Annotated in this window: 16 protein-coding genes; 6 read left to right on the plus strand and 10 right to left on the minus strand. The window is 63.5% G+C overall.

Going from position 1 to position 22,830, the window contains the following annotated elements:
• Positions 1 to 24: 24 nt before the first annotated feature.
• The 4 genes from AB4Y92_RS13515 to AB4Y92_RS13530 form a co-directional block, all read right to left on the minus strand.
• Positions 25 to 1,470: an XVIPCD domain-containing protein gene (locus AB4Y92_RS13515; RefSeq protein ID WP_441820127.1), complete on the minus strand. Its 1,446-nt coding sequence runs from the start codon at positions 1,468 to 1,470 to the stop codon at positions 25 to 27.
• 38 nt (positions 1,471 to 1,508) lie between these two features.
• Positions 1,509 to 2,207 carry a hypothetical protein gene (locus tag AB4Y92_RS13520; protein WP_441820128.1) on the minus strand — a complete coding sequence of 233 codons (699 nt, stop codon included), beginning with the start codon at positions 2,205 to 2,207 and terminating at the stop codon, positions 1,509 to 1,511.
• Positions 2,208 to 2,452: 245 nt separating this feature from the next.
• Positions 2,453 to 2,743, minus strand: a complete 291-nt coding sequence (locus AB4Y92_RS13525) for a hypothetical protein (RefSeq protein WP_441820129.1) — start codon at positions 2,741 to 2,743, stop codon at positions 2,453 to 2,455.
• A gap of 164 nt (positions 2,744 to 2,907) precedes the next feature.
• The gene (locus AB4Y92_RS13530; RefSeq protein ID WP_441820130.1) at positions 2,908 to 3,150 is read right to left on the minus strand and encodes a helix-turn-helix domain-containing protein; all 243 of its coding nucleotides are present in this window, start codon (positions 3,148 to 3,150) and stop codon (positions 2,908 to 2,910) included.
• Positions 3,151 to 3,719: 569 nt separating this feature from the next.
• Here AB4Y92_RS13530 and AB4Y92_RS13535 point away from each other — a divergent pair.
• Positions 3,720 to 4,562: a serine/threonine protein kinase gene (locus AB4Y92_RS13535; protein ID WP_441820131.1), complete on the plus strand. Its 843-nt coding sequence runs from the start codon at positions 3,720 to 3,722 to the stop codon at positions 4,560 to 4,562.
• Between the two features lie 10 nt (positions 4,563 to 4,572).
• Positions 4,573 to 5,724: a hypothetical protein gene (locus AB4Y92_RS13540; RefSeq protein ID WP_441820132.1), complete on the plus strand. Its 1,152-nt coding sequence runs from the start codon at positions 4,573 to 4,575 to the stop codon at positions 5,722 to 5,724.
• A 196-nt stretch (positions 5,725 to 5,920) separates the two neighbouring features.
• On the opposite strand, the gene AB4Y92_RS13545 is transcribed toward AB4Y92_RS13540, so the two are convergent.
• The 4 genes from AB4Y92_RS13545 to AB4Y92_RS13560 all read right to left on the minus strand — a co-directional run bounded on the left by AB4Y92_RS13545 (position 5,921) and on the right by AB4Y92_RS13560 (position 12,624).
• Positions 5,921 to 6,712 (minus strand): hypothetical protein, encoded by a 792-nt coding sequence (locus AB4Y92_RS13545; RefSeq protein ID WP_441820133.1) that lies wholly within the window; start codon positions 6,710 to 6,712, stop codon positions 5,921 to 5,923.
• A gap of 129 nt (positions 6,713 to 6,841) precedes the next feature.
• Positions 6,842 to 8,485 carry a M28 family metallopeptidase gene (locus AB4Y92_RS13550; RefSeq protein ID WP_441820255.1) on the minus strand — a complete coding sequence of 548 codons (1,644 nt, stop codon included), beginning with the start codon at positions 8,483 to 8,485 and terminating at the stop codon, positions 6,842 to 6,844.
• Positions 8,486 to 8,830: 345 nt separating this feature from the next.
• A complete protein-coding gene (locus AB4Y92_RS13555; RefSeq protein WP_441820134.1) occupies positions 8,831 to 10,099 on the minus strand; it encodes an McrC family protein in 1,269 nt (422 codons plus the stop codon).
• 2 nt (positions 10,100 to 10,101) lie between these two features.
• On the minus strand, positions 10,102 to 12,624 hold the full coding sequence (locus tag AB4Y92_RS13560) for an AAA family ATPase (RefSeq protein ID WP_441820135.1): 2,523 nt from the start codon (positions 12,622 to 12,624) through the stop codon (positions 10,102 to 10,104).
• 619 nt (positions 12,625 to 13,243) lie between these two features.
• On the opposite strand from AB4Y92_RS13560, the gene AB4Y92_RS13565 reads away from it, so the two are divergent.
• Positions 13,244 to 15,607 (plus strand): S8 family serine peptidase, encoded by a 2,364-nt coding sequence (locus tag AB4Y92_RS13565; protein ID WP_441820136.1) that lies wholly within the window; start codon positions 13,244 to 13,246, stop codon positions 15,605 to 15,607.
• 215 nt (positions 15,608 to 15,822) lie between these two features.
• On the opposite strand, the gene AB4Y92_RS13570 is transcribed toward AB4Y92_RS13565, so the two are convergent.
• Positions 15,823 to 16,665, minus strand: a complete 843-nt coding sequence (locus tag AB4Y92_RS13570; protein WP_441820137.1) for a LysR family transcriptional regulator — start codon at positions 16,663 to 16,665, stop codon at positions 15,823 to 15,825.
• Positions 16,666 to 16,994: 329 nt separating this feature from the next.
• On the opposite strand from AB4Y92_RS13570, the gene AB4Y92_RS13575 reads away from it, so the two are divergent.
• Positions 16,995 to 18,545 (plus strand): MFS transporter, encoded by a 1,551-nt coding sequence (locus AB4Y92_RS13575; RefSeq protein ID WP_441820138.1) that lies wholly within the window; start codon positions 16,995 to 16,997, stop codon positions 18,543 to 18,545.
• Between the two features lie 15 nt (positions 18,546 to 18,560).
• On the opposite strand, the gene AB4Y92_RS13580 is transcribed toward AB4Y92_RS13575, so the two are convergent.
• On the minus strand, positions 18,561 to 19,472 hold the full coding sequence (locus AB4Y92_RS13580) for a hypothetical protein (protein WP_441820139.1): 912 nt from the start codon (positions 19,470 to 19,472) through the stop codon (positions 18,561 to 18,563).
• A 157-nt stretch (positions 19,473 to 19,629) separates the two neighbouring features.
• Here AB4Y92_RS13580 and bla point away from each other — a divergent pair, with 157 nt between their 5' ends.
• Entirely contained in the window at positions 19,630 to 20,526 is an 897-nt protein-coding gene (bla, locus tag AB4Y92_RS13585; protein WP_441820140.1) for a class A beta-lactamase, read from the plus strand.
• A 161-nt stretch (positions 20,527 to 20,687) separates the two neighbouring features.
• A complete protein-coding gene (locus AB4Y92_RS13590) occupies positions 20,688 to 22,790 on the plus strand; it encodes a gluconolaconase (protein ID WP_441820141.1) in 2,103 nt (700 codons plus the stop codon).
• Positions 22,791 to 22,830: the final 40 nt, after the last annotated feature.

Here is a 22,830-nt window from a genome sequence, read left to right on the forward strand (position 1 = left end):
ACGCCGCCACGCACGCATCACCGCTCAGACTTTCATCCCCATCGCCTTTTGTTGATCCTGGACGTGTTCCGTTTGAGCCAGCGTAGACGCCGATACCTGCAAGTCCGAAAGCTTGCGTAACGAATCCTCGACCGGCACCTGTGCCGCTGCCTGCCCTGCCACATCCGCACGACGGCTTGCAGGATCGGACAGTTCACCCGCCACAGCGAACACATGCCGTCCCGAGCCGTCGAGCGCCGGCCCTCCGACTACGACATGATCGGGGCGTTCAATGCCTTGTCGGCGACACTCGACCGCCAGACAGGCGGCGATGCGATCCAACTCCGCCTCGGGCGGTACTGGGCCGTGGCTCGCGAACGCCTGCGGTAAACGCTCCCTCACGGTGGTTACCAAGGGCTCGGCGCCTGTCGATGACGGCACCGCGGAAAATGTGGGTTCGATAGGCCGACGACGCTCGGCCGCCTCTTCGATCTGTTGCGGCGTCAATGGCGCGCATGGACGATTCTCCGATCCACTGCCGAACGGATGCGGCATCGGCGCATAAGGTAGTCCGGGCGACGGAATGCCCTGCAGGGCCGGGTCGAACGGTTCCGGCGCGCGCGCCGGCACGCTCTGCAGCATCTCTCGCCCTATGTCGCCTGTTTCCGGCAAGCATTGTTCGCGTTGGTAATCCAGCACCGCGCGCTGCATGGTCAAGCGATAGACGCCGTCGGCCACCAATGGCTGTCCATCGGCGCCAACGTAACCCAAGCCGTTCAAATGTTCTTGCACGTCGCGAACCCGCGTACCGGACTCGCCCAAGCGCAATGTACCGTCGTCCAAAACCGGACGGGGTCGCGTACCTTCCCGCAGCTCAGGCTCCAGCTTGAGCCGACCTTCCACAAGATCAGCCACATAGTTCTCGAACTGGCGCTGGTAGCGAGTATCCATCTCCAGATGGACATGTTTTCCCTTCGTCCTGACTTCGTCTTGCACGCCGAGCGTCTGCCCATAGGCGACGTTCTTACCTTCCAAATCAGGAATCCTGCTCATGTGACGCACACGAGCAATCAAGTCGCCGCCTTCCCGATCGTAGATATCGACCAATCCCTCGGCATGGCTGACTCGCTTCACATAGCCGTCCATCGGAGACGGCACATCCACGTCCCTACCGGCGCCGCGCGGCTTCGATGAGTCTTCAAGAAGGAAATCTTTCTTCGACAACACCTGATCGGGTTTCAGACCACGGTAATCGTTTCCGTTGCGAGCGATCTCCACTTCCTGGACTTCTCCGCCAATGAATGCATGAAGACGACCCGCTTGCCCGTTCACGACCAAACCATCGCGAAGGACCGCATGACGATTGTCGCCGGGATGATGAGTCGTGAGGCTGTCGAAATCCGTCACAGCTTCATTTCGCTGCAGGCCCGTCGGGCCTCTGGGCGGGCCAAGTTGCTCAACCCGATAGGATGTTCCTTCGTTGTTATCCATAACGTGCGACTCCGTTTTTTGACTTCACAAAAACAACATTACTTAGGTGGAGCCTCGTACTCGCGTTGCTTGCGGCACTCATCAGGCCATTTGCAATCGACGATCGACTCAAGTTCCCAGTGTTGGCTGAAGTGCCAGCACCCCGATTTCAATTCGTAGGTATCGATACCGCCCTTGTCGTACTCAACGTCGTACTGAGCATCGGAGACCCGATGAATCCGGAAGTTACGCAGCTGCGCATAAGACGTCGGCTTCTCGTCGATATCGATGCTGGTCCAGTGTTGTCCCTGCTTGAGCTTCTTTCCCACCCACACGAACTTATCCGTGGCAGCGTCATATCGATACCTCACTCTCGCCGGACCGGGCTCATCGTCGATCACCCACTTGGGATTAGCCGGATCGCCCGGTTGGCTATTGTGCTTCCAGTAGTACGGATACTTGTGCTTGACCGGCTTGGATGAGAACGCATCCTGAAGGTTCGCGTCGTTAGCGAATGCCTTGAGGAACCCTTTGAAATCCGCAGATGGACAAGCAACCGCGGTCGCGGCCGGCACCAGCGAAGAATCAGTAATTCCGCTGGGTGCCGTGCTGGATGCTGCCTCATTGGAGACGGCGTTTCCTACCGCATTGCCGTTGCATCCCAGCAAGCAAATCGCAACCAGAGCAGTGAATGGACAAAACACGCTCCAATGCATCACGGGCCTCGATTGAATCGAGTGCTTCTCCAAGCGGACCATGCACTTTCTCCTATGGCACCAGAGGCAACCTTACGCTGCCCCTGGCCGCTACGTAAGCATCTGTTGAATGTAAATGAAATATTACGTATCGCATGCGCACATCGTGTGCATCGAAGTTCCGTGTAACGCGATACAGGTCAAACACGTCGCCCTGCCGTCACCTGATTCAACAACGGCGCAAACCGGCAGCGTCGCAACTAAAAGCTCCGCTTGTGGCTGCAAGGTCTTTCGAACTGATGACCGCATCAGGCTGTGCGACGTGTGGTGCCTGTACCGCGTGCGGATCGGACACGAGCGGTCGGCGGACTTACCCGCACCTTCAATTCAGCCGCGAGGCGACGCTGCTCGGTCTCAGGCAACAGGCCGAAAGCAAGGATCACCTCGGCCAGATCGGCGTTGTCAGCATAGAGGTAGGCCAAGGGAACGCCGAGCGTTTCGGCCCAGTGCCGGGCAGATGCTAGATCGGCTTCGGTTGCGGCGAACACGAAACGTTGAATCAGTGTAGTGGGTGACGCTTGCGATGCGACGACTGACATACGCGGCTCCTTCCGAACGTTGATCTGGCTCTTCGTAGTGATCTAAGTAGAGATCACTGGAGACCTTACATCCCGTTTTGGGGTACTTCAACCCATTTTGGGATATGCGCAGGAAGAAAGAAGCAGCGATCCACACTGAGAGTGGACTGAGGGTGCACAGGTGATTATTTGCGGGACTTAGCGACCTGTCGGATCACATCGCCTGGGTCGACATCGAGGCAAGCGCACACAAGCATGAAGTCGATGACGTCCAACCTACGTTCGCCCAGCTCGTACTTAGAGACGAACGATTGTGCTCGGTGCAACTTCTCGGCAACCTGGGTCTGAGTAAGACCCGCGCGCTCACGAGCCTCTACCAACAACTGGCGCAGATGCAGGTATTCGGGCTTGTTGAGGACTGTCGGCACCTCAAAAGCCTAAAGCCCGAAACGGAATAACCCATTTTGGGCTTGAATAGCGTCTTACGGCACCTTAGCGCGACACTATGCTTTCATACCCCTCAAACCAGCCCAACACGCCCCTATGCCTACACAAACCACGAAGATAACCCGACCCTCCGAGTTTCAGTCGGAAGCGGAACTCGTGGAAAAATTTGTGCATATATTGAGCAAGAAACGCTCACAGTTTGGGAGCGTTAAAGTGACGACCGAGTGGGATCACGCATCCGGACTTGTAGATGTCCTTGCACTTGACCGGTCCAAGTCACTAATTGCGTTTGAGGCGAAGCTAACTCATTGGAAAAAGGCTTATCATCAGGCCTACCGAAATACCGCATACGCGAATCGAGCTTACGTTCTACTGCCTCATAGCATTTCGCATCGCGCACTGCGCAGCAAAGAAGAATTTGAGTACAGGGGGATCGGCCTATGCAGCTTCGACGGGAAGCGCATAACCATACTAATAGAGGCATCAGAGCAGGAGCCTCTTTTGGCATGGATTCGACGAAGAGCTCTTATGCACTTCAACGAGCTTGCGAATGAACAACGACATCGACATGAAGAAAGTCGCTGTCGAGATATGCGCGCAGCGAGCATTTGAATTTCTAGGTGATTTGGGCAAGGGCTCTTTTAAAAGCGCATTCCTTGTCAAATCTCAAGAACAAGAGCTGGCCCTTAAAATTGCGCTCGTTTCCGGCAGTGTAGACAGACTAATACGTGAAACAGAAGCGTTAATTGGTTGCGCCCACAAGAACATTGCGACTTTACTTTCTGCATTTCCACTTGAAAGTCAAGGCCGCACCATGTGGGTCACTATTGAGAATCTTATCCCTGGCGGAACTCTAGAGGCGAAGCTATTAACCCGTTCGATATCGCCAGATGAAGTACGTTACATCGGATTGTGCCTAGCCGACGTGCTTGACCATCTCAATGATCGCCGACTTGTTCATCGAGACATTAAACCAGCAAATATTCTTTTTGCGTCTGATGGTCAGACCCCGATCCTGACAGACTTTGGCGTGGTCCGAGTATTGGATCAGCCCTCTTTAACAAGAGATTTCGTTGGATTTGGGCCGGGCACGCCAGCTTACGCAGCGCCCGAACAGCTAAACAATGAAAAGCAGCTGATTGATTGGCGCACAGATCAATTCGGACTTGCAGTGGTGCTCGCTGAATGCTTGCTAGGACACCACCCATTCATGAGAACTGGTGGAAGCATCCAGGAAGCAATCATCTCCGTTGGCTCCAGGCACGCGCTACCGCCAGAAAACCAGAAGGCACTTTGCGACTTACAGTTTTCCGCACTAGTAAACGCACTCTCACCCTGGCCAATAGCAAGATATCGACGGCCACAAGATTTAATTTCTGCGCTATCCATATAAGGACATCTAGATGGCCATGTATCTACAGCTTGGGCACGATTCTTGGAACTTACTTGAAGAGAGCATCGGAGAAAACTACGCAGGCATAGTACTGAGCCCTGTCAATGATGGCCCTGCCTACACGAATGATCGTCTGAAGCGGCTAAAAGGCGCGCGGCAAAGGTATGAGGTCATTCTCGACCCTCAGCTTTACAACCCCGCCAGCCAGAAAGGCAAACTCAGCGAATGGAAGTTCTGCACATCTGATTTCGAGACTGCCGACAAGAGCGACATAAGCTGGTGGAACAATAGAGCCATAGAAATAGTAGAGGAGGCCAGCACAATCGGCGCAAATGCAATTTGCTCCCCAGCATTCTTGGATAGAAAATACTCGAATGAGTACTATCGCTTTATCGTTGACATTGCTGACAACGCACGCAGACTCGCAGCCGCTAATGGAATCGACACGCTTCTGACCGTAGTCATTCCGCTATACGATCTTTCGAATGACAACAGACCTGCCGAAATCGCTTCAATTCTCAGCAGCTCGAAATGCGACCGAATTTATCTAACTTTCCTAGTTGATGACATTCCACAACGTCAGCCGTTAAGAGATCAATCGGCACTCGCAGCGGCTGTTTATTTCATTCGATTACTAAGTAAGCACATGAGAGTGCAAGTATCTTTTTGCGCTCACGACCTTGTCCTATGGAAGTCAGCAGGGGCTGCAGATATTTCCTCTGGAAAATACATGAACGTGAGAAGATTCTCCCCCTCACGATGGGCTGAAGAAGAAACAGAAGGTCGAATCATTTCTTACTGGAACGATGAAAAACTTCTTACCTTAACTCGTGACCAGGAAGCCCTACGACTTGATAGAGAAGGATGGCACTCCGCCATAAACTTAGCTGACAACCCGGTAAGCGCCGAGATCCTTGCAATATTGAGATCGGGCACAGGCAAGCCATGGCTGAAGCTTTCGTGGCTGCAATTTCTACACTGGTGCTCAGCTACCGAAGCAAAGATTCAGGATTTGCAGACTGGAGAACAGATTCTCGAAAACAGCTACCAAGACTGGGCAAAAGTCATAAATGACGTGAGACTGCTTTTCACAGATCGCTTCAACGATGGCACCCACGTAACAGGGTGGCTTAACGCGCTGCGCGAAGGATCCAAACGTTAATTTTCATCAACCACGATGAATAGAATCCCTCCCCAAAAAGGCCGAGCATTCTTTTCGTTTGTTTCACACCGGAGCACTTGACTCATTTTTCACCATGCCATCGCCGCAACACTATGTGTTGCGCGAAGCTGAAAGTCTCTTACTTAGATTCGATTGGGTGGCCCAATTATTTGGGCGCCCACTTGGCAACTCTCAATCAAGCCGAAGTAACAAACTCCAAACACAACCGCCCCTCCGCCTGACTGGCGACAATCTCCACCCCCTCCCCCGAATCCAGATCGAACCCCACCGTCGCCGACTCCATCCGATCCGGCTTCTCCGGGTCCCATTCGCGCAAGGTCACTGTGTGCGAGCCGGCGGACAAACGGACGTATACGGCGTTGGCGGGGGCGTGGTCGGCGAGGTAGCTCGGGGTGCGGGCGATGGTGCGGTCGACGTAGAGCTTGTGTTCGGCCAATAGCAGGCCGCCGACGGCGCGCACCAGCAGGCTGCAGGTTTGCGAGCGTTCGGCGAGTTCGTGCCGGCTCGGCAACGGCGGCGGCCATTCGCCGGGTTTCAGGTCGCGGCCCAGCACGTAGCGGTGGCCGCGTTCGAGTTCGAACAGCCAGTGATCGCGCGGTTGCACCTGGCCGTCTTTCACCGGGACGTAGGCGCCGGGGCCGCCGAAGCGTTCGCTCATGCACAGCCAGAAGTCGCCCGGCATCGCTTCGTTGACGATGTCGGCGGGGCGGTCTTTGTGGAAGGGGTAGTCGAAGGCGACCAGCGAGATCCGCGCGTCGGCGTCCACCCGATACACGCAGCGGTAGCCGGCCCACAGCGCCGAGCACAGGAAGCGCCGGTCGGGCGTGGCCTGGGCGTGCGGGCGGTAGAGATCGCCCCATTGCCGGGGCGCGTCGGGGTCGCACAGCAGGACGTTGCGCAGGTGCAGGCCGTCGAAGTCGAGGGCCTCGCATTCGTTGAGCAGGACGTGGGGCGTTTGCGCGGTCATTTCGGGGGCCTGTCCGTGGCGGGGTGTCGCCCTTGCGGGCGGAAACGAACGCGGCCGCGCGGAGGCGAGCTCCGGCGCGGCCGCGACGTCCAGCATCGCGCCGGCATCGGCCGGCGCGATTGAACCGTGTTACTTGGCGCCGCGCTCGGCCGCGGTGGCGTCGCGCGCCGCGCGGAACTCCGAATCCTGGCTCCAGTTCGGCCAGCGGTTCGAGTTGGCCAGATCGTTGCCCAGGGTGTAGAGCACCTGCAAGTCGCGCGCCATGCCGGCGAAGGTCCAGGTGGACTCCCACTGGTCGGCGGGCTGGTGGTAACGATCGCGGGTGTAGGCCTCTTGCTCGGCCTTGCCCGCGGCTACGCCGCCATCGACCTTGTCTTCGCCCGAGCCGAACGAGATCGCCGGGACGCCGCGCTTGGCGAAGGGGAAGTGATCGGAGCGGAAGAAGTGGCCGGCTTCCGGCTTCGGGTCGGTGACGTAGTTGAGGTTCCAGCGCTGGCCGGTGGCGATCAGCTCGTCCAGCAGTTCCTGCTTGGCGCTGCCGGAGGTGGTGAAGTCGCGCGACGGGCCGGTCGGGTCGAGCGCGTCCATGTTGATGACGGCGACGGTCTTGCTCAGCGGGTACAGCGGACGCGCGGAGTAGTACTCCGAACCCAGCAGGCCCTTTTCTTCCGCGGTGACGTTGAGCAGCACCACCGAGCGCTGCGGCTTCTTGCCCTTGGCGAAGGCGCGGCCGATTTCGATCAGTGCCGCGGTGCCGGTGGCGTTGTCCACCGCGCCGTTGTAGATCTTGTCGCCCTTCGCATCGGGCTGGCCGACGCCCAGGTGATCCCAATGGGCGCTGTAGATGACGGTCTCATCGGGCTTCTTGCTGCCTTCGATGCGGCCGACGATGTTCTGCGAGGTGATCACCGCGCTGTCGACGACGTAGTTGGCCGAGAGAGTGACGTTCTTCAGCGTGACCGGCTTGAACTCGCGGGTCTGCGCCTGCTTCTTGAGCTTGTCGAAGTCCAGGCCGGCGCTCTTGAGCAGGCTCACGGCGAAGTCGCGCTGGATCCAGCCTTCCATGGTCGGGTGCGAGGCGCCGGGCTTGTCGCGGACCACGTCGAACATGGTGTTGGTGTTGGAGTTCTTGACCGTGGCCCAGCCGTAGGAGGCCGGATCGGTCTCGTGCACGATCAGCAGGCCGACCGCGCCGCGGCGCGCGGCTTCTTCGAACTTGTAGGTCCAGCGGCCGTAGTAGGTCATGGCCTTGCCGCCGAAGTCGCCCTGGCCGGATTCGAAGTCCGGGTCGTTGATCAGGACGATGGCGATCTTGCCTTTCAGATCGACGTTCTTGAAGTCGTCCCACTGGCGCTCGGGCGCGGTGATGCCGTAGCCGGCGAACACCAGCGGGGCGTTCTTGATGGCGACGTTGGTGGAGCCGTCGAGCGCGGCGCGCACGGCGATCTCGTTGCCCTGGGTCAGGGCGCGGGCTTTCTTCTTCACCGACACCGACAAGCTAGGCGTGCCGGCGATTTCCGCGCGCAGCAGCGGCACCGGCTGGGTCCACAGGCGCTTGCCGTCCTTGAGCTCGCCGCCGGGCTGGACGCCGGCCGCCTTGAGCTGGGCGACGACGTAGTCGATGGTCTTGGTCTCGCCGGCGGTGGCCGGGCCGCGGCCCTCGAACTCGTCGGAGGACAGCACCTTCACTTCCTCCGACAGGCGCTTGGTGTCGAAGACGGGCGCTTTCGGCGCCTTCGGGGCTTTGGCCGGCTTGGCAGCGATGGCCGGCATCGAAAGGACGGCGGCGCAGAGCACCGCCAACGGGGTGGCGATTGGGAACTTCATGGGGAGGCCCTCGGATGGTCCGGCCGATACTAGCCAGGAGGGCGTGATGGGTCTATCGGCCATTGGGCATTTGTGGCGCGGGGCGGACGGGGAAACACCAACCGAAGGGATTCGGACGATGAGGCGGGAGGGTTTGCCCGGGCATACCCGCTACGAAGCGGCCGGCACGGGCGGGGCTCGTCGGCGCGGTGAACCCCTAGGTCTGCAGAGCCACCGATGGTGGCCCCCGGGACTTCGGCCCGGACCGACCCGGCGGCGGCCTGGTCTGCCAGGCAAGCGCGAGCAAGGGCGCTACGACAAGCGTTCGTCCAGGCCGACCACGATGTCGCGTTCCAGATCGAACGGCAGCACCCGCAAGCGCAGACTGTCGGAGTAGACGAACTCATCCAGCGGCGCGTGAAAGCCGGCGGTTTTCGGATAGACCAGAAACAGTTCCCCGCTATCGTCCAGATAGTGCCGGCCATAGGCGAAGAGCTGATAGAAGTCCGATTGCGCCAGCCCGTACTTGTCGCCGGCCATACCGCGCGAGATGTCCAGCCGTTTCCATTTGGTATCAAGCACCCAGCTTCGATCGCGGCGCGACAGCAGGAAATCGGGCTTGAGCTGGAACCAGTCGCGTTCGCGGTGGCGGCACAGGTAACGCGAGGACGCGCCGGGCTTGACCACGGTGTCGGGCAACTGGCGTCGCAGACAAGCCTCGACATAACGCTCGAACACCCGTTCCATCGGGAACAGCAAACTCAGGCCGCGCCATGCTCCGGCGACGGCAAGCGGACTGTGGCCGCCGAGAATCAGGCTGCACCAGGGCTTCAACGGCCGGTAGTGAGCCATCAAGCGATCGTCGCGCCAGTCGCGAAAATCCGCGCCGTGGTCGGCGCTGGCCGGCACCTGCGATAGATAACTGGCGAGTTCCCGCGACAAGCGCCAATTGCGCGGGTCGCCGGTCAGCTTGCAGACCCGATCGAGCGCGCTGCGTAGCAAGCGGTTTTCCGCTCGGTCGCAGTCGAATATGTCGTGCTCGATCTGGAACAGATGCTCGCGTCCGGGCGGTTGCCGCAGCTGCCGCGTAACATCCAGCCGACCGCGCAGATAGCGCTGTTGCTCGCGCACGGCGCAGTAATCGAAGCGTATGCCGCGCTTGACCAGACGATCAAGGCCTTCGAGAAACTGACGCATCACCCATTCGGTCAGCGGCGCGTCGAAGGTACGCAAATGCGTCGAGGCGCTTTCGCGCGGGCTCAGGTTGAGGCAGCGCGACAGCATCTTGCACAGCAGATTGCGGGCGGCAGCGACGGCTTGCCCATCCTGGCCGTCAACATGCTTGGGCAATATCTCGATGCGGGTCCCGCACGGCGCCTCGATCACACCGACATAATTGTCCAATCGCAGCCAACGCCGACCCTCGAGCTGCACCAGTGCCGCGCCGGATGCGCGCAGGCGTTCGCTCTCCGCGCACAGCCAGTCGAAGACAGCGACGGGAACGGCGGCTTCGTCCAGGGAACCAGCGGCCGCGCCGGTGGTCAGACGCGCGTACTCGCGGACAGTGACCAGAGCGGCCATGGTCAGACTGCGATAATGCCGCGATAACTTTCGACCTGAGCGAACGCGTCCGCATCGACCTGCCAGATCCGGTTTTCAAGCGGCAAATCGGTCGTGCTGCCGAACAGGCCTTCGATCGACCGCTTGGGCTCGATGATGAAACGATGCCCTTCAGCCTTGTTCTGATCGTTGAGCACCCAGCGGATTCGTTCCCAGTCCTCGAAGAAGTATTCCTGCAGCAGCGGTAGAATCTGATTGCGGAACACGGCAGCCAGACGCGACAGGCTGCGCTCTTTGTCGAGCGCCATGAAATACGCATGCCCCAGGTGATGGTCGCGATCGAGCAGAACCTCGATGCGCCGGTTCATGACTGCGAGCATCTCGCCGATATTGACAGCATCCACGACGATCGCAGACAGCAACTCGGGTCGCGACGGCATCTCGAAGAACTCGAAGCGGCGCCGCAGGGCGATGTCCAGCCCGGTCAGGGAACGATCGGCGGTGTTCATCGTTCCGATCAAATGGACGTTACCCGGAACCCCGAATCTCTCCTTCGAATAGGGAAGGATGACCTCCAGCGCCTCGTCCTCGCCGACGCGCTTGGACGGCTCGATCAAGGTGATCAGCTCGCCGAAAATACGCGAGATATTTCCGCGATTGATCTCATCGATGATCAGCACGTGCGGCCGCGCGCCGGGCTGCGCTTCTCCCTGCAGCCCCAGCAGTTGCTCCAGCTTGTCGCGGTCGATTGAGCCGTCGTGCAACTGGTAGATCGTCATCTGGCTGAACTGATTGTGCATCAGCTGATCGAGCGGCAAGGATGGCTCGTAGACGCGCAGCCAGCGGATCGCGCGGCATTGCGTGTACTCGTCGCCCTCTCGCGGAACCGGGCGGTAATCGCCAGTAACCTCACCGATGGCGCGGAACTTCTGCAGGCCGTCGCTGACGACCAACAAGTCGCCCTGCTTGATCCGCAGCAGGAACGTTGCCACCGCGGTCACGGCGTAATCGCCGGACTCCACCTTCTGGCCTTCGCGTAAGAAGCGCTGATAGACCTCGGCCCGGGTAGTGCAGCCGCTGAAGTTGATGCCGTCGCCGTAACCCAGCAGAGCAATGCCGTTCTTGATGCATTCCTCGTAAATGTACGAATCGCTACCCCGGCTGTTGCCGAGCGACATCTTCCAGATGCGCTTGCCGGAAAGGTCGAACGGCGCCTGCGCTTTCTTGGCTATCTTCGCGCCGGCGGCCGCCGCGCAGATCGATTTGAATACGCCATCGTCCACTTCATAGCGCAGGGCGCCGCCATCGACCGGCGCATGCGCGCGGATTCCTTCGACGAAATCCTCGTAGCTGAAGCTTTGATGGAAGGTCACGAACTGCACCAGCTTGTCGTGGACCAATTCGTCGAAACGCTTTTTCAAGACCACGCGCCCGCCTGGGTCGGCGCCATGTTGGGCCAACAGGTCCGGAGCGAGAATTTCCAGTGCCTTGTCGATCGCGTGATAGGTCTTGCCCGTGCCCGGCGGGCCAAACAGAATCTGATTGAGGGGCGGCTTGCTCATGATCAGGGTCCTTTCGAAAGGCGGCTCGGCGACTCGGTTGCGGACAGGCGACACGGCGGGGAGCTGACGCGAAATCAGGTAGCGCCCTTCGGCTTCCGGCGAAATGTGGACAATGTCGCCGGCCTTGATGTCTGCGTCGGAAAAATAACGATTCAAGCGCTTGCGCAGGCGGCCGCGGGTGTCGCTTGACGCGCGGATGTCAGACTCGAACTCGAATCCGGTATCGGTGCGGAAGCGCGCGACTTCGCCTTGCTCGGCGTCGCTGAAGCCACCACGCATGTTTTCGGGAAACGGCGCCGACACCAGATTGAGGGTCAGGTAGCCGTTGCGCACCGCGCCATCGGTGAGCTTAATCGCGTAGGGATTGTTGCGCGCCCACTCCCGCCACAGGCGATGACTGAAGGCGACGATGGACTCGGACTGCGGCCGGCGCGCGGCGATGTCGCGATACAGCCGGCTTTGCGGCAATTCGCGTCGGCTGTTCGCCGGCAGGTCGAGAAATCCCAGCAACGGCTTGCGCAAGTAAACGCAGACGATCTGCGGCGACTGTCGGGACTGATAGTGAAAGGCGATTTTCCAGCGGTACGCCTCGCCCAACGGGCTGGCGTCGATGTCCTCGAGCCGGTCGTCGCGCGCGGCCGTGGCCACTTCAATCACTTCGCGCTTGACCGCCTCGAACGCCTCGGCCGCGGTCTGGCCGAACTTGCGATACCAGCCGTACTGGCCGTCGTATGCGCGCGAAAGATCGTCGTCGGCCGCAGTGTCGGCGGTAGCGGTGGCGGCGACGCGAGAGTAAATACCGAACTTGAACGCCGACCCGCCCCAGATGCTTCCCAGGCCGTCCAGCCGGCTTTCCATCCAGTAGACGAAACTGTTCTTGTCGCCGGCGGTGGTGTACTCGGGCAAAGTCATCGCGCGCAGGCGCTCGATGGGCCAAGCCTGAAGGAAATCGTCCCAGATGCGGGTGTCCTGGTCGAACGCCATCGATTCCGTCCCCGTCCCTGGAAGGTCGTGGAACGATACAACAATCGCGATCGTCTGCGCACCGGACCGGCGAAGTCGGTGTACTGTGAAGTCGGTGTGCTGTGAGGTGCAATATTGGTTGGCGATAGTCGCGGCTTGCGCAGCCCTGGGCCACACGAGCTGACGCAAGAGCGATACGAGCCGCCACCGCGCGGCAAGGCATAACGCAAGCCGTGATCCGCAGGGGCCACGCCATGAAGCGGGATCCGATGTCGGTTGGATCGCCGCCAGGATGCCGTGAACATCGGTGAGCACAACGCGCTGTCCGACCGTCGCGCGCGACACGCCGCATGACCGTTAGCCGGATGCTTGCGCGTTGATTAGAGACAAACACACAGCGCATCAGCCCTGGAGGCTTCGCGCAGCACAACCGCACCGGCCGTGCATGCCATCGCCGCTGCATCGGCGCTATCGGCCGCAGTGCGCATGGGGTCCGCGGACCGCTATCCGAATAAGCATTCGAAACCGGCTCGCTGCCCGGAACGGCGAGCCGTGCAGTCTCCATTGCGAATTGTCGCGCAGCGACGATCGACGCCTGTCGCCAGGCCAACCCGAAACTTCATGGAAAGGACAAAGGGTCATGGACACAAGCATGGACATCGACACAAGGTGGACAGCCGCGCCGCCGCGAACGCGCGGCGCCCGGATCGCGATCTGGATCGCATCGGCCCTGTTCGCCGCGCTCCTGCCGCTGGGCGCGAGCATGGCGCAGGCGCCGTTGGCGCCGCTCATCAACGAGAACGCGCCCAGGCGCATACCCGGGCAGTACATCGTGGTCTTCAAGCAGGGGATCGCCAGCGCCTCGTTGCAGTCGTCGCAAGAACGCGTGCGTGCGCTCGGCGGCAAGGTCGGATACACCTACACCGCCGCGGTGCGCGGTTTCAGCGCGAGCCTGCCGGACAACGCGCTGCGGCAGTTGCGCGAGATGCCGGAGGTGGCCTATGTCGAGGTCGATCAGGTGGGCGAGCTCAATATCGTCCAGCCCAATCCGCCGGCCGGCCTGGACCGCACCAGCGAGCGCCTGCTGCCGCTGGATTTGCGCTACACCTACAGCGAGACCGGCAACAACGTGCATGTCTATGTGATCGACACCGGCATCCGGCCGACCCATAACGAACTCGCCGGCCGCGTCTCCGGCGGCACCAACACCATGAATCTCGCCGCCGGCACCAACGACTGCCACGGTCACGGCACTCACGTCGCCGGCACCATCGGCGGCACGACTTTCGGCATCGCCAAACAGGCGCTGCTGCATCCGGTGCGCGCCGGCGATTGCGCCAACACGTATCTGGCGCCGGTGATCGCGGCGGTGGACTGGGTGACGGCCAACCGGACGCTGCCCGCGGTCGCCAATCTCAGTTCCGGCTTCTCTCCCAGCCCGACCCTGGATACCGCGATCGCGAATTCGGTCGCCTCCGGCGTCGCCTACGCGGTCGCCGCCGGCAACAACAACGGCGACGCCTGCAACATCTCGCCGGCCCGCGCGCCGGCGGCGATGACGGTGGGCGCGATCGATCCCAACAACGACACCCGCGCGGGGTTCTCCAATTTCGGCACTTGCGTGGATCTGTTCGCGCCGGGCGTGAATACCTTGTCGGCGGGCATCGCCAACGACGCCTCGACCGCGGTGATGTCGGGCACCTCGATGGCTTCGCCGCACGTGGCCGGCGTGGCCGCGCGTTACCTGGAAATCCATCCGGCGGCGACGCCGGCGGCGGTCTGGGCCGCGATCCACAACGCCGACAACGTCACCGGCACGCCCGGCTGGGCCGGCGTCGTCAGCGCCGGCGCGGGTTCGCCGAACGAGCAACTGCACTACGGCTCGCTCAACGACGGCGTCAACGACGGCGATCCGCACATCGTCACCGTCAACGGCATGCACTACGACTTCCAGCCCGGCGGTGAGTTCGTGGCTTTGCGCGGCGGCGCCGGCATGGAAATCCAGATCCGCCAGACACCGGTTCCCGGCGCGCCGTGGGTCAGCGTCAATACCGCCGTCGCGGCGCGCGTGGGCACCCACCGCGTCACCTGGGTGCCGAATCTCAGCGGCGTTCCCGACCCCAGCGGCCTGCAGTTGCGGATCGACGGCGCGCTCGCCACTCCCGGCGCAGGCGGCATCGCGCTCGGCGTCGGCGGCCGCGTGAGCACGCTCGACAGCAACGGCATCCAGATCGACTTCCCCGACGGCAGCACGCTGCTGGCAACCGCGAACTGGTGGCCGGATCAGAGCCAGTGGTACATCAATGTACGCGCGTACCACACGCCGGCCACGCAAGGGCTTATGGGCGTCATGGCGTCCGACGAATGGAACCGCCCGGGCTTCGCCGACCTGTGGCGCGTCACCGACAAAACGAGCTTGTTCGACTATCGCCAGGGCGACTCGACCGGACGCTATCGGCACGCGCCGTTCCCGGCCGACAAGATCCCGCCGATGAAGCCGGAGAACGTGGCGATGGCGCGCCGGATCTGCAAACCGGTGACCGATCGGAAGATCCGTCAGGACTGCGAGTTCGATGTCGGCACCACCGGCGACACGATTTTCGCCAAGAGCGCACAGGCCAGCCAGAAGCTGCAGCTCGGCGCCACCGAAACCTCGCTGGGCGCGAAAGGCGGCGACCGTTTGACCTTGACCGCCGCTGTCGCGCGGGTAGCGCGTGGCGAAGGCGCGCCCACCGGCAGCGTGCGTCTGTTGATCGACGGCAAGCCGGCCGCCGAACCGCTCGCCCTGGACAAGGCCGGGCGCGCGCATTGGACGATGGCGCCGAGCGCCGTCGCCGATCATCGCGTGGTCGCCGAATATCTGCCGAGCAGAGCCAGCCCGTTCTTGCCCAGCCTCAGCGCCGATCTGGCCTACGCGGGCCCGAGCCGGCAGACCCGCGATCCGCTGGCCGATCCGATCTATCGACGCTTGTCGAAGCGGGATCGGCTGGAGCGGACTCAATGAAACAACGCAGCCGATCCGACCGCATCGGATGAAGTAACGCCACCAATGCGGGTTGCGCCCGGGCATCGCCGATGGGAGGGCGGTGCTCGGGCGTGGTCGGTGAAGAACGGCGGCGGGAAGATCGCGGGCGCGCGATCGGATACGGCGCGCCTCAGAACGATGCCGCGCCGTGCAAGGCGCATGGATTGAACATGGCGCGCGAAGCGCAACCGCGCCTACGGCAGCTCCAACACCAACTTACCGAACTCCGCCACTGCCGGCGTGCATCCGCCCGGCCGGCGCAGCAGCACGAACTCGGCCGGCGGCAGCGAGGGCAGGCCGTATTGGCCGTCGACGATGCGCATGCCGGGCAGGACGTCGTCTTCGATCATTACGGTGATGCCCAGGCCCGCGGAGATCGCCGCGTTCAAGCCTTGCGAGCTGGGCGAGGTGAACATCACGTGCCACTCCACGTCGGTGCCGTCGAGCGCGGACACGCCGATCTGGCGGTTGATGCACGGCGAGGGGAAAAACGCGAACGGCAGCGAGCGGCCGGGGGCGACATCGAAGGTGTCCGATGCGACCCAGACGAAACGCGTGCGCCGCAGCACCGTGTCGGCGGCGCCGCCGGGCAAGGCGATGACGACGGCCAGATCGAGCTCATCGGCCTCGACCATCTGCCGCAGGTCCATGCTCATGCTCACGCTGATGTCCATGCGCACTCCCGGAAACGCGCGGGTGAACTGGCACAGCAGGTTGGGCAGGCGGTCGCCGATGAAATTTTCCGGCACGCCGAATCGCACCACGCCGGTGATCGGCGAAGGCTGGAAACGCCGCGACAGCGCGTCCAGCGATTGCAGGATCTGTTCGGCATGGCGCAGGAAGTCTTCGCCGTCTTCGGTCAGGGTCAGCCGGCGCGTGGTGCGGTGAAGCAGCGAGCAGCCCAGTTGCTCCTCCAGGCGCCGGATCTGATGGCTGACCGCGGACTGGGTCAGGTGCAGGCGCTCGGCGGCGCGGGTGAAGCCGCCGGATTCGGTCACGGCGACGAAGGTCCGCAGCAGGGTCGGGTCCAGGTCCATGCCGCCAGCATACGTCGATTGATGATTGCGATTAATAGACCCCACAAAATTTAATCATTTCCCTCATGAGTCGGGTTTGGCCAGAATCGTCGCTATCGATTCGCCGCTGCCGAGCTGAGTGCTTTTCTGGGAGGGGCTTGCGCCCCGACCCTTTTCTATCGCGATTGCATTTAATCGGTGTCGGACCGGAAAGCGTCGGGACGCAAGTCTCTCCCACAACAGCTTCCGCCCCGCCCACTTGCCTAATCCCCGAACCGCGCCGCCCCGGCGTGCGCGGCGACGCTGCGCCGTGGCCGCCGCCACCGGCCGCTTTCACGAAGGACGCTGCAATGACCTTGTCCCCCGCCGCCCGAAACACCCTCGCGCTGGCCGCCGTCAGCCTGGCCGCGCTGATGTTCGGCCTGGAAATCTCCAGCGTGCCGGTGATCCTGCCGACCCTGGAGCAGCAGTTGCACGGCGACTTGCGCGACATGCAGTGGGTGATGAACGCCTACACCCTGGCCTGCACCACCGTGCTGATGGCCGCCGGCACCCTCGCCGACCGTTACGGCCGCCGCCGCGTGTTCGTGATCAGCGTGATCGCCTTCGGCCTGACCTCGCTGTTGTGCGGCTGGGCGCAGAGCATGCCGGTGCTGATCGGCGGACGCTTCCTGCAAGGACTGGCCGGCGGCGCGATGCTGACCAGCCAGTTCGCGATCCTCTCGCATCAGTTCCGCGAGGGCCGCGAACGCAGCCGCGCGTTCGCGGTGTTCGGCATCGTGTTCGGCGCCGGGCTGGGCTTCGGGCCGATCATCGGCGGCGCGATCGTGGCGCTGTCGAACTGGCATTGGGTGTTCCTGGTGCACGCGCCGCTGGCGCTGCTGACCTGGCTGCTGATCGCGCTGGGCGCGCAGGAATCGCGCGAGGCGCAATCGCACCAGCTCGACCGCGCCGGCCTGCTGACCTTGTCGCTGGGCGTGCTGGGGCTGACCTACTACATCACCCAGGCGCCGGAATCGGGCTATGCCGATCCGCTGCTGCTGGGCGTGCTCGCGCTCACCGCGCTGAGCCTGATCGCGTTCGTGCGGGTGGAAAAACGCCATCCGCATCCGATGTTCGACTTCGGCGTGTTCCGCATCCGCGAATTTTCCGGCGCGATCATGGGCTCGATCGGCATGAACTTCAGCTTCTGGCCGTTCATGATCTACCTGCCGATCTATTTCCAGAGCGCGCTGGGCTACGACACCGTCACCGCCGGCCTGGCCTTGCTGGCCTACACCTTGCCGACGCTGGCGATGCCGCCGCTGGCCGAGCGCTGGTCGGCGCGTTATCGCCCGGGCTGGATCATTCCGCTGGGTTTGTTCGCGATCGGCCTGGGCTTTGTGGCGATGCGCTACGGCAGCGCGCGGCCGGATGCGAGCTGGATCACCATGCTGCCCGGCGCCCTGCTGGCCGGCTGCGGCCTGGGCCTGACGAACACGCCGGTCAGCAACACCACGACCGGATCGGTGCCGGCCTCGCGCACCGGCATGGCTTCGGGCATCGACATGAGCGCGCGGCTGATCACGCTGGCGATCAATATCGCGCTGATGGGTTTGATCCTGATCGCCGGCATCGCCGCGCATCTGCGCTCGGTGTATGGCGCCGCGCTCGATGGCGCGCAGTTGCGCGCGTTGGCCGGACGGGTGGCGGCGGGCGATCTGAGCGCGGCGCAGGCCTTGAATTTGCCGGGTCAAGGGTCGGATATCGCGCGCGAGGCGTTGGTCCACGGCTTCGGCTGGGTGCTGTGGTACGGCGGCCTGGGCGTGTGGGTGCTGGCCGCGCTGAGCCTGGCGCTGTTCGCGCCGGCGCGCGCGGCGACGCCGGCGGCGGGCGCGAAGGCGGAAGCCTGCGGCCCGTAGGCGCTGATCGCTTGCTCAGAAGAACGCGATTCCCGGCCGCAACGCGAACTGGAAGATCAGCAACTGCGCCGCCACCATCAGCGCCGCGCCCAACGCCGACGGCGCGGATTCGACCTGTCCGATCCGCCGCGGCTTGGCGAACCAGGCATACGCCTGCAGCCAGAACACGCCGATCACGAATTCCGCCACCGGCACGATCGCGACCTGATCCAGACTGCCCGGCACCCGCATCGCGACGATCACCGGCAAGGCCAGCAAGGCCGGCAAGGTCGCGGTGCGCAGCATGAAACCGCTGCGGCGCAGCGGCGTGGCGACATCGCCGGCGTTGGCGGCGAATTCCAGCAGCGGCCGGGCGAAACGCGTCGCCAGGATCACGATGACCGGCAGCGCGATGCCGGCCAGCACCAGCTTGGTCGCCTCGCTCAACTGCAGATAGTCGAAGGCCATGCCGACATCGTTCTGCGGAATCACCGCGCCCACCACCACCTGCGGCAGCGATTGGAAGAAGCCGTGAAAGGCGGTCCACAGCACGAACAATCTCAAGGTCGCCGAGCGCGGCGGGCGCAGCTTCAACCACAGGCTGAAGCCGATCGCCGTCAGCAAGATCGCCAACGCGCCGGTGCCCTGGAACAACCGCGCCAGCGGGTTGTCGCCGTCCCAATGATGATTGTTGTGGAACAGCGTCGCCTTCAATCCCGGCGTCAACGCCTTGGGCAGTACCAGGAACAATTCCTGGATGAAGAAGATCAGGCTGAAGCTGAACGCGTACATCAGGCCCGAGTTGAGCGACAGCCGCCCATCCCAGCGCGCGCGCGGCGCCGCCGGCCCGCGCTCGCGGCGCAGCAGGCCGAACAGCGCGAACGCCAGCGGCGCTGCGACCACGGCGAACAAAGAAGCGTAGACGACACAGGCGGTACTTGCGTTCATGCGGGCGCTCGCAGGATGTTCACAGGTGTTGATGCGAGCATCGCCGCCGCGGTTGCAGGTGCTGCAAGGATTTCTTTTGCCTGCCGCGAGAAATCCTCGTTTGTCGGCGCCGCGGCGGCTGCGAATAATCCAGGCTCGCCCCGAAGGAGATCCCCCGATGCAACGACGTCACTTTCTGCAATGCGCCAGCGGCCTGCTGCTGGCCGCCGGCACCGGCGCCGCGTTCGGCGCCGCCGCGCCCAAGGCCACGCACGAGCCCGACTGGAACGCCCGCCTGCGCGCATTGGAGAAGCCCACCGGCGGCCGCCTGGGCGTGGCCGCGATCGACACCGGCAGCGGCCGGCGCATGCAGTGGCGCGGCGATGAGCGCTTCCGCATGTGCAGTTCGTTCAAGTATCTGCTGTCCGCGGCGGTGTTGCGTCAGGTCGAACTGGGCAAGCTGACGCTGGATCGTAAAGTGCCGATCACCGCCGCCGACATGATTTCGCACGCGCCGTTCACCCAGCCGCTGGTGGGTTCCAGCGCCACCGTCGCGCAGTTGTGCGAAGCCACCACCACGCTCAGCGACAATCCGGCGGCGAACCTGCTGCTGCCGCTGGTCGGCGGCCCGCAGGGGCTGACGCAGTTCCTGCGCGACATCGGCGACACCGTCACCCGCTGCGATCGCACCGAGCCCGAGCTCAACCGCGGCGCGGCCGACGATCCGCGCGACACCAGCTCGCCGCTGGCGCAAGTGGCGACGATGCGCGCGCTGCTGCTCGGCGATGCGCTGAAGCCGGCGTCGAGAGAACAGCTGACCGCATGGCTGGTCGCGAACAAGACCGGCGACAAGCGCCTGCGCGCGGGCCTGCCGGCGGGCGTGCGGGTCGGCGACAAGACCGGCACCGCCGGCGAGGCCAATAACGATGTCGGTATCGTCTGGCCGCCGGGGCGCGCGCCGATCCTGATCGTGAGTTACCTGCAGACCGCCAAGCTCGACGACGCCGCGCGCGATGCGGTGCATGCGCAAGTCGCGCGGCTGGTGTACTCGGCCTGGGGCGGCGCGGCGGCTTGAAGTCGCATTGCGTTGGGTGCAAGCGGCCGATCGCGTCGCTTGCGCTCAGCGTAACGGCGTTGGCGCGGCAGCGATGACGGCGCTCGTTCGGACGGTGTGACTTAGAATCCAGACCAGGAGGACAGCGCCGCGACGGCGCCGTCCACGCGCCAAGGAACCGCATGACCCGCAAAACCTGGATCTGGATCGCCGCCGGCCTCACCGCCGCGGCGCTCGCCGCGACCTTCGTGATCGAACCCGGCAGCCGCCGCCTGATCGCAACGGTCGCGGCGCCGCCCGCGCCGACGCCGATCGGCTGGATCGCGCAACTGGAACTGATCGCCGGCGACGGCGTGCGCGGCCTGCGCGACGGCGCGGCGGCGCAGGCGCGCTTCGCCGATCCCTACGGGCTGGCGCGCAGCGGCAACGGCACGTTGTATCTGAGCGATGCCGGCGACAGCAATCGCATCCGCATGATCCGTCCCGACGGCAGCGTGGCGACGGTAGCCGGCTCGAAAGAAGGCTTCGCCGACGGCGTAGGCACCGCCGCGGCGTTCAACACGCCGTCGGGGCTGGCGCTGGACAGCGCGGGCAATCTGTATGTGGCCGATACCGGCAATCATGCGATCCGCAAGATTTCCAAGCTCGGCGCGGTCACCACACTGGCCGGCACCGGCATCGCCGGCTATCGCGACGGCCCCGGCGCGCAGGCGCAGTTCAACGGGCCGATCGGCGTCGCCGTGGATCAACGCGGCCGCGTGTTCGTCGCCGACACCTACAACGACCGCATCCGTGTGATTCAGCCCGACGGCACGGTCAGCACCCTGGCCGGCGGCGACAAGCCCGGATTTCTGGACGGCGCCGCGGCGATCGCGCGCTTCGACACGCCGACTGCGTTGGCATTGGACGCGCAGGGCCTGCTGTGGGTCGCCGACTCGCGCAACAAGGCGCTGCGCAAGGTCGAGCCCGACGGCGACGTGATCACCCTCACCCTGGTGCCGGACAGCGAAGGCGGCAATCCGCTGTATCGGCCCTCGGCGCTGGCGATCGCTCACGACGGCGTGATGTACGTCGGCGACATGCTCTCGGGCCTGACCTTTCAGATCCGCCCCGACGGTAACTGGACGGTGCTGACCGGACAGGCGCAGGAACAACGGCTGTCGCTGCCGGCCGCGATGACGCTGGATCGCGACGGCGCGGTGTACGTGACCGACGCGGCGAGTTATCGCGTGCACCGCATCGCCCCGGCCGCGGCGCAACCCATCGCCAGCGTGGCCGGGCCGTCGCCGCAAGACCCGCTGCCGTTCACCGCCGGACGCTGGCCGTTGAAGCCGCAGGACGGCTGGCACGAAGTGGTCGGCACGCTCGGCGAAGTGCGCGGCGACGGCCAGCACGAAAGCCGCGACCATCTGCATGGCGGCCTCGACATCCGCGGCGACATCGGCCAGCAGGTGCTGGCGATCGCCGATGCGAAGGTCAGCAATCCGTCCAGCGCCTGGGGCTTCGGCAATCTCGGCGAAGGCGCGGCGCTGGATCAGATCAGCTACATCCACATGCGCGTGGGCCGCACCGCGCAAGGCGAGCCGATCGATCCGGCGCGGTTCCAGCCGATCATGGACGATGCCGGCAAGATCGAACGCATGCGCCTGCTGCGCGGCACCCGCTTCAAGGCCGGCGACGTGCTGGGCACCATCAACGCGATGGCCCACGTGCATCTGAGCCTGGGCGCCGCCGGTTACGAGCGCAACGCGATCAGCCTGGACTTCAACCACTACGCCGATCATTACCCGCCGCGCATCGAGCGCATCGAATTGCTGGACGCACTCGCGCAGCCGCTGCGCACCAAGCTCAAGGGCCGCGTGCTGGTGTCGCGCGCCTTGTCGGGTTTGCAGATCGTCGCCGAAGCCTGGGACCAGGTGGACGACAACCTGCCGCGCCGGCGCCTGGGTCTGTATGCGCTGGGCTATCAGTGGCTGGACGCCGCCGGGCAACCGCTGCCGGGCTATGAAAGCCCGCGCATGAACATCGAATTCAATCGCCTGCCCTCGCAGGCCGACGCGACCAAGACCGTGTACGCGCCCGACAGCGGCATCAGCGTGCACGGCAGCGCGATCACCCGCTTCCGCTACGTGCTGACCAACACCGTGCGCGACGGCCAGCTGAGCGCCGGACTGTGGCTGCCGAGCGAACTGCAGCCGGGCGATTACACCTTGCGCATTACCGCCCGCGATTACAGCGGCAACGAAGCGGCGGCCAATCGCGATCTGGCGGTGACCTTGCAGTAAGGCGCGGCGGCGCCCTCTCCCGCTTGCAACCCAAGGCGAC

The sequence above is a fragment of the Lysobacter sp. TAB13 genome, from assembly GCF_052113885.1.
In the GTDB taxonomy this organism is placed as follows: domain Bacteria; phylum Pseudomonadota; class Gammaproteobacteria; order Xanthomonadales; family Xanthomonadaceae; genus Lysobacter; species Lysobacter gummosus.

Bases quoted from the DNA above. Each gene is read 5' to 3' on its own strand.
- AB4Y92_RS13515 (WP_441820127.1), bottom strand. From the start codon at position 1,470: ATGGATAACAACGAAGGAACATCCTATCGGGTTGAGCAACTTGGCCCG.
- AB4Y92_RS13520 (WP_441820128.1), bottom strand. From the start codon at position 2,207: ATGGTCCGCTTGGAGAAGCACTCGATTCAATCGAGGCCCGTGATGCAT.
- AB4Y92_RS13525 (WP_441820129.1), bottom strand. From the start codon at position 2,743: ATGTCAGTCGTCGCATCGCAAGCGTCACCCACTACACTGATTCAACGT.
- AB4Y92_RS13535 (WP_441820131.1), top strand. From the start codon at position 3,720: ATGAACAACGACATCGACATGAAGAAAGTCGCTGTCGAGATATGCGCG.
- AB4Y92_RS13540 (WP_441820132.1), top strand. From the start codon at position 4,573: ATGGCCATGTATCTACAGCTTGGGCACGATTCTTGGAACTTACTTGAA.
- AB4Y92_RS13545 (WP_441820133.1), bottom strand. From the start codon at position 6,712: ATGACCGCGCAAACGCCCCACGTCCTGCTCAACGAATGCGAGGCCCTC.
- AB4Y92_RS13550 (WP_441820255.1), bottom strand. From the start codon at position 8,485: ATGCCGGCCATCGCTGCCAAGCCGGCCAAAGCCCCGAAGGCGCCGAAA.
- AB4Y92_RS13555 (WP_441820134.1), bottom strand. From the start codon at position 10,099: ATGGCCGCTCTGGTCACTGTCCGCGAGTACGCGCGTCTGACCACCGGC.
- AB4Y92_RS13560 (WP_441820135.1), bottom strand. From the start codon at position 12,624: ATGGCGTTCGACCAGGACACCCGCATCTGGGACGATTTCCTTCAGGCT.
- AB4Y92_RS13565 (WP_441820136.1), top strand. From the start codon at position 13,244: ATGGACACAAGCATGGACATCGACACAAGGTGGACAGCCGCGCCGCCG.
- AB4Y92_RS13570 (WP_441820137.1), bottom strand. From the start codon at position 16,665: ATGGACCTGGACCCGACCCTGCTGCGGACCTTCGTCGCCGTGACCGAA.
- AB4Y92_RS13575 (WP_441820138.1), top strand. From the start codon at position 16,995: ATGACCTTGTCCCCCGCCGCCCGAAACACCCTCGCGCTGGCCGCCGTC.
- AB4Y92_RS13580 (WP_441820139.1), bottom strand. From the start codon at position 19,472: ATGAACGCAAGTACCGCCTGTGTCGTCTACGCTTCTTTGTTCGCCGTG.
- bla (WP_441820140.1), top strand. From the start codon at position 19,630: ATGCAACGACGTCACTTTCTGCAATGCGCCAGCGGCCTGCTGCTGGCC.
- AB4Y92_RS13590 (WP_441820141.1), top strand. From the start codon at position 20,688: ATGACCCGCAAAACCTGGATCTGGATCGCCGCCGGCCTCACCGCCGCG.